This window comes from Streptomyces oryzae, from assembly GCF_017676365.1.
GTDB classification, from domain to species: domain Bacteria; phylum Actinomycetota; class Actinomycetes; order Streptomycetales; family Streptomycetaceae; genus Streptomyces; species Streptomyces oryzae.
Map to the genome: position 1 here is coordinate 1 of NZ_JADKMA010000392.1, position 1,669 is coordinate 1,669.

Sequence of the window (1,669 nt, forward strand, 5' to 3'; positions counted from 1 at the left end):
CGCCCCCGCCGCCGCGCGAGGAGCCGCCGCCGCAGGAGGATCCCCCGCCACAGCCGCTGCCGCCGCCACAGGAGTTGCTGCTGCCGCAGCCGCTTCCCCCGCCGCCGCCGGCCCACCAGGAGCCGCCGCTGCCGCGGGCGCGGCCGGGCCGGGTGGACCTTCCGGACCCCGACGCCTTGACGAGCGCGGCGATGAACGCGAAGACGACGACTATGCCGACGAATACCAGGACTTGGTGCATTACCCATCCCCCTTATGGACCTTGGGCGGCAACTCCCTTCCGGCGCTTCCGTGTTGCCGTCCGCGGGCGTAGGCGGCTCCTGCCCGGGGTGCCTGCGCCGCAAAGCAGGGTTGAGGAAGATAAGAGCTTGCCCGAGGATGACAGCCATGACTGCTGGCCAAGCTGCTGTACCGGGCGCACGGGACCGCGGGCGTGGGCTGCTCAACCACCGCCTCGCCGAGTTCGGCACCACGATCTTCGCCGAGATGTCCGCGCTCGCCGTTCGGACCGGCGCGATCAACCTCGGCCAGGGCTTTCCCGACACCGACGGCCCGGAGGAGATCCGCGAGGCGGCGGTACGCGCCATCCGGGACGGGCGCGGCAACCAGTACCCACCGGGCCCCGGCATCCCGGAGCTGCGCACCGCCGTCGCCGAGCACCAGCAGCGCTTCCACGACCTGGCGTACGACCCCGAAACCGAGGTGCTGATCACCGCCGGCGCCACCGAGGCCATCGCCGCCTCGCTGCTGGCGCTGGTCGAGCCCGGGGACGAGGTGATCGCGCTGGAGCCGTACTACGACTCGTACGCCGCCTCCATCGCGATGGCGGGCGGCACCCGGGTGCCGGTCACCCTGCGCCCGCGCGACGGTGCGTACCACCTCGACCTGGACGAGCTGCGCGATGCGGTCACCGACCGCACCCGGCTCATCCTCCTCAACAGCCCGCACAACCCCACCGGCACCGTGCTGCGCCGCGACGAGCTGGCGGCCGTCGCCGAGCTGTGCGTGGAGCGCGATCTGCTCGCCGTCACCGACGAGGTCTACGAGCACCTGGTCTTCGACGGTGAGCACCACCCGCTGGCCGGCTTCCCCGGGATGCGCGAGCGTACGGTGACGATCTCGTCGAGCGGGAAGACGTTCTCGCTGACGGGCTGGAAGGTCGGCTGGGTAACCGCCACTCCCGCGCTGGTGAGCGCCGTGCGGTCGGCGAAGCAGTATCTGACCTACGTCTCTGCGGGCCCCTTCCAGTACGCCGTCGCCGAGGCGCTGGCGCTGCCCGACAGCTACTACACCGCGCTGCGGGAGGGGCTGCGCGCCCGGCGGGATCTGCTGGCCAAGGGGCTGCGCGAGGCCGGTTTCGAGGTCTTCTCCCCCGCGGGCACCTACTTCATCACCACCGACATCCGCCCGCTGGGCGAGAGCGACGGCGTCTCGTTCTGCCTAGCGCTCCCTGAGCGGGCGGGCGTCGTCGCCGTCCCGACGCAGGTCTTCTACGACCACGCCGCGGCGGGCGCGCCGTATGTCCGCTTCGCCTTCTGCAAGCGTGAGGACGTCCTACGGCAGGCCGCCGAGCGGCTGCTCACCCTGCGCGAGGGCTGACCGCCCGCGTCCCGGATCCGGGTCTGCGGCTGAATCCCCAGGTCGCAGGCGACCTGCGGGCCCCCGTTCC

At 72.3% G+C, this 1,669-nt stretch carries 2 protein-coding genes; one reads left to right on the forward strand and one right to left on the reverse strand.

Annotated features, from left to right (window positions below):
* A partial coding sequence (locus ITI46_RS34345; RefSeq protein WP_209243965.1) for a hypothetical protein occupies nt 1–241 on the reverse strand: 241 nt, incomplete at its 3' end.
* 146 nt (nt 242–387) lie between these two features.
* On the opposite strand from ITI46_RS34345, the gene ITI46_RS34350 reads away from it, so the two are divergent.
* A complete protein-coding gene (locus ITI46_RS34350; protein ID WP_209243966.1) occupies nt 388–1,599 on the forward strand; it encodes a pyridoxal phosphate-dependent aminotransferase in 1,212 nt (403 codons plus the stop codon).
* Nucleotides 1,600–1,669: the final 70 nt, after the last annotated feature.